We start from the raw sequence: 4,199 nt of genomic DNA on the forward strand, positions 1-4,199 counted from the left end.
CTGTAGGGGTTGCGGCGGGGCCGACGCCGAGGGTCGATGCGGTAGGGCGGGAGGAATTCCGGGCGGCGGTCGCCGGCGAAGACGATGTCCCAGCCGTCGTGGTGGACCTGGCGATGGTGGGCAGGACACAGCAGGAGGAGGTTGTGCAGGGCGGTCGGCCCGCCATCGCGCCAGTGGATCACGTGATGCGCCTCGCACCAGGAAGGCGGCCGATCACAACCCGGAAACGTACATCCTTGATCGCGGACGGTGAGGGCGCGGCGTAGGTGCGCGGGAACGGTACGGCTGGTCCGACCTACATCAAGGGGAACGCCGGCCGGGTCGAGCAGGATCCGGCTGATCTCCGCGTCGCAGCTCAGCCGCGCCAGGACGGCACGGGGCAGAGGCAGGCCCCAACTGGTCATGGCGGGGCTCGCGCCGGTGGCAAGCAGGGTGCTCCAGGGAATCGTGACGCTCAGGTGAGGACGGGTACCGCCAGCACTCGGAACGGCACCGGCGCTGAGCACCCGACCGACCAGATCGATCAGCGCATCGGCCCGGCGGCGGGCTGGGCTGCGGGAGTCGGGAGCGCCGTCGGCGGCGGGGCGGGGAGCGGCCAGGCTGTCGAGAGCGGTGCGCAGCAATGCCGCACCCTCCGCGTCGAGCTCGCCGGACAGCAGCGTGGTGCCCTGGGCTGTGTCCGTCAAACTGAAGCGGCGCACGTCCGCGGGATCCGGCGTCGGATCCTCGCCGCCCGAGCCTTCCTTGGCGCCCCCAGCCTCGCCGCCGGCCCCGCCGCCGGGACGGTTGTGCTCGCCGGTCCGGCTGTCGGCGTGGGGGTCACCGCCGCCGGGGGACGTATCCACGGTGGTCAGGACCTCGCGTTGCCGGGCGGCGAGCTTGACCAGTTGGAAGGGGTCGAAGGAGCGGGCGTAGCCGAGCAGGGCCCGTTCGGCTTCGACTCGCTGTTCTGGCGTCACCCCCGCGGGCAGGGACCGCATCGCCTGGCAGATGACCACCGCGTGCTCGACCGTGAGCTCGCCGCTGGCCAGAGCCGCGCCGGTGGCCTGGCACACCTCGTGGACATCACGGGCGAGGGCGACCTGCCGGCGCGCCTCGCTGGGCGCGAGGGACAGCCGGTCCCGTAACCAGCCGGCGGTGTCCACCGCCCCCTGCCGCAGCGCGAACCCCCGAACCTGCGCCTCGACCAGCAGGCGACCACGCGCGGCCGCCACCCGCCCGACCAGTCGGCAGACCCCCTCCATCAACGCTTCCAACTCGCCGTCCGACAGCTGCCAGGTCGCATCCGACAGCAACCCGTCGAGCTGCCCGCCGATCACCGCCAACCGGGCCGGTGGCGCCGGCCCGTCTCCCGTATCGTCCTCGAAGCCCATGGATCAACGGTAGGCCAACGCGCGCCCAATGTCGAACGTATGTTCGTCTGCGTGAACAGGCTGCCTCGGCAACCCGCGCGGGCGATCCCTACCGTGTGCAGCCCTCGGCCGGCAGGATGGGCGGAATCATCTCGGTTCCGCTGTTCCTCGACTCGAAGGGTGGCGCACCCATGTCCCCACACGCGGCTGATGCCCAGCCCCTCACCGGATCGGCACCCGGATCGGCACCCGGATCGGCACCCGGGGCGGCACCCGGGGCGGCGCACGCCGGGCACCCCACCGGTCCGTCGTCCGGGACGGCACCGGAGCCGGAGGTGCTGGTGCGGCGGGAGGGCCGCGACGGGCGGCTCGGGCGGCTCACCCTCAACCGGCCGCGGGCGATCAACGCGCTGACCGCGACCATGGTCGCTCTGCTCGACGCGGCGCTGCGGGACTGGGCGGACGACCCCACGGTCACCGCCGTCGTCATCGACGGTGCCGGCGAGCGCGGACTGTGCGCCGGCGGGGACATCCGGGCGATCCGCGAGGCGGTGCTCGCCGGGACACCCGAGCGGGCGCTGGCGTTCTGGGCCGACGAGTACCGGCTCAACGCCCGCATCGGCCGGTTCCCGAAGCCGTACATCGCGATCATGGATGGGATCGTGATGGGCGGCGGCATCGGCGTCTCCGCGCACGGCGGGGTCCGCGTCGTCACCGAGCGGTCGGTGCTGAGCATGCCCGAGGTCGGCATCGGCTTCATCCCCGACGTCGGCGGCACGTGGCTGCTGTCCCACGCCCCCGGCGAGCTCGGGACGCACCTCGCGCTCACCGCCGCCCGCGTCGGCGCCGCCGACGCGATCACCGCCGGCCTCGCCGACCACTACCTGCCCGCCGAGGGCATCCCCGACCTGCTCGACGCCCTGCGCCACGCCGCCGACCCGGCCGCCGCGATCGCCGGGTTCGACTTCGCCGCCCACACCCCTGCGCCCGGCCGTCTCACCGCCGACCGGACCTGGATCGACGAGCTCTACCGCGGTGACAAGGTCACCGAGATCGTCACGGCGCTCGCGGCGAGCCCCGTGTCGGCGGCGGGTGCCGATGCGGCGGAGATCGGCAGCAAGTGCCCGACGTCGCTGGCCGTCACACTGCGCGCACTGCGGGCCGCCCGGTCGCTGACGAGCCTGGAAGCGGCGCTCGACCAGGAGTACCGGCTGGCGCGGGCGACTCTGGCGACGGGGGACCTCGTCGAGGGCATCCGGGCGGCCGTCGTCGACAAGGACCGTAATCCCCGCTGGTCACCGGCCCACCTCGACGAGGTCGACCCGGCCGAGATCGACCGCTTCTTCGCCCCTGCCGACCAGGAACTCGGCCTCGCCGCCGCCCTGACCGCAGCGTCCGACCACCGATACCGCGCCTGATCGCCTACACAGCGCTACCGTCGACCCCGGGGAGCTCGTTCCCGGCCGCCTCATGGCCGGACGACACGAAGGCCCCGCCGACGGAAGGATGATCATCGTGCCCGCGATCACCACGAAGGACGGCGCCGAGATCTTCTACAAGGACTGGGGCTCCGGCCAGCCGGTCGTGTTCAGCCACGGTTGGCCGCTGACCGCCGACGTCTGGGACAACCAGCTCAAGCTCGTCGCCGACCACGGGTACCGCGGGATCGCCCACGATCGTCGTGGTGGCGGACGGTCCAGCCAGACCTGGGACGGCAACGACATGGACACCTACGCCGACGACCTCGCGCAGCTGATCGAGACCCTCGAGCTGACCGACGCCATCCTGGTCGGCCACTCCACCGGCGGCGGCGAGGTGGCCCGCTACCTGGGCCGGCACGGCTCCTCCCGGGTGGCGAAGGCGGTGCTGCGGGGCGCGGTGACGCCGCACCTGCTCGCCACCGACAGCGATCCGGAGGGTGCGCCGAAGGCGATCTTCGACGGCCTGCGCGCCGGATTGACCGCGGATCGGGCGCAGTTCTACCGGGACCTCAGCGAACCGTTCTACGGCAACAACCGGGACGGCGCGAACGTGTCGCAGGGAACCCGGGACGCCTTCTGGCAGATGTGCATGACGGTCGGGGCCAAGGGCGCCTACGACTGCATCGCCGCGTTCTCCGAGACGGACCTGACCGAGGACCTGAAGAAGATCGACATCCCGATCCTCCTCTCGCACGGCGACGATGACCAGATCGTACCGATCGAGGTCTCGTCGTCCCGCTCGGTGAAGCTGCTTCCCGACGCCACGCTGAAGGTCCACCCTGGCGCTCCGCACGGCCTGACCGGCCGATTCGAGCAGGACTTCAACCAGGAACTGCTCGACTTCATCGCCGGCTGAGAAGGCGTCGTGACCAGCACGGCTGATCTGATCAGCCGCAACGTGAAGTTCGCCGCCGGCGGCTTCCGGGCCGACCTGGCCATCAACCCCAGTGGCAACATGATGGTCGTCTGCTGCGTCGACCCGCGCGTCGACCCGACCCGGGTGCTGGGCCTCGAACAGGGCGAGGCCGCCGTGATCCGCAACGTCAGCGACTGGAACCTGATCCTCCTGCATCACAGCCGGCGGGTTCCTGGTCTCGGGCCTCGTCTACGACGTTTCCACCAGGCTGGTAGAGACCGTCGTCGCGCCTACGCGGGTGCCCACCGCGTAGGTTCCCGCCCGCTCGCCGGGCTCCCGCACTCGCGACCCACCGAGCGTCACCGCCTCGATCGTCGGCCGACCGGCCGGCGTCCCGGAGACCTCGGCGAGGAAACGGCCGTCGTCCATGACTCTGCGCCGGCCGGCGGACACTAACCGAGAATGTCGGCGTCGGCCGTGGCAGCAGGCGGTCGGCGGGCGCCCCGGGCG

The 4,199-nt window shown here is 72.1% G+C and carries 4 protein-coding genes; 3 read left to right on the forward strand and 1 reads right to left on the reverse strand.

Annotation, left to right across the window (positions count from 1 at the left end):
* Window positions 1-1,373 (reverse strand): HNH endonuclease signature motif containing protein (locus NBZ83_RS30435; protein ID WP_261576340.1); only part of this gene is annotated, 1,373 nt, incomplete at its 3' end.
* A gap of 170 nt (window positions 1,374-1,543) precedes the next feature.
* Between NBZ83_RS30435 and NBZ83_RS30440 the strand changes: the two genes are divergently transcribed.
* From NBZ83_RS30440 to NBZ83_RS30450, 3 genes are all read left to right on the forward strand, one after another.
* Window positions 1,544-2,770, forward strand: coding sequence for an enoyl-CoA hydratase/isomerase family protein (locus NBZ83_RS30440; RefSeq protein WP_261576341.1), 1,227 nt, complete (start codon window positions 1,544-1,546; stop codon window positions 2,768-2,770).
* A 97-nt stretch (window positions 2,771-2,867) separates the two neighbouring features.
* Window positions 2,868-3,689 (forward strand): alpha/beta fold hydrolase, encoded by an 822-nt coding sequence (locus NBZ83_RS30445; RefSeq protein ID WP_261576342.1) that lies wholly within the window; start codon window positions 2,868-2,870, stop codon window positions 3,687-3,689.
* 9 nt (window positions 3,690-3,698) lie between these two features.
* Entirely contained in the window at window positions 3,699-4,145 is a 447-nt protein-coding gene (locus tag NBZ83_RS30450; protein ID WP_261576343.1) for a carbonic anhydrase, read from the forward strand.
* Window positions 4,146-4,199: the final 54 nt, after the last annotated feature.

The organism is Frankia gtarii, from assembly GCF_025403375.1.
Classification (GTDB): domain Bacteria; phylum Actinomycetota; class Actinomycetes; order Frankiales; family Frankiaceae; genus Frankia; species Frankia gtarii.

What these genes read in the sequence shown, in the direction of transcription:
- NBZ83_RS30440 (WP_261576341.1), top strand. Translation starts at nt 1,544, where the DNA reads ATGTCCCCACACGCGGCTGATGCCCAGCCCCTCACCGGATCGGCACCC.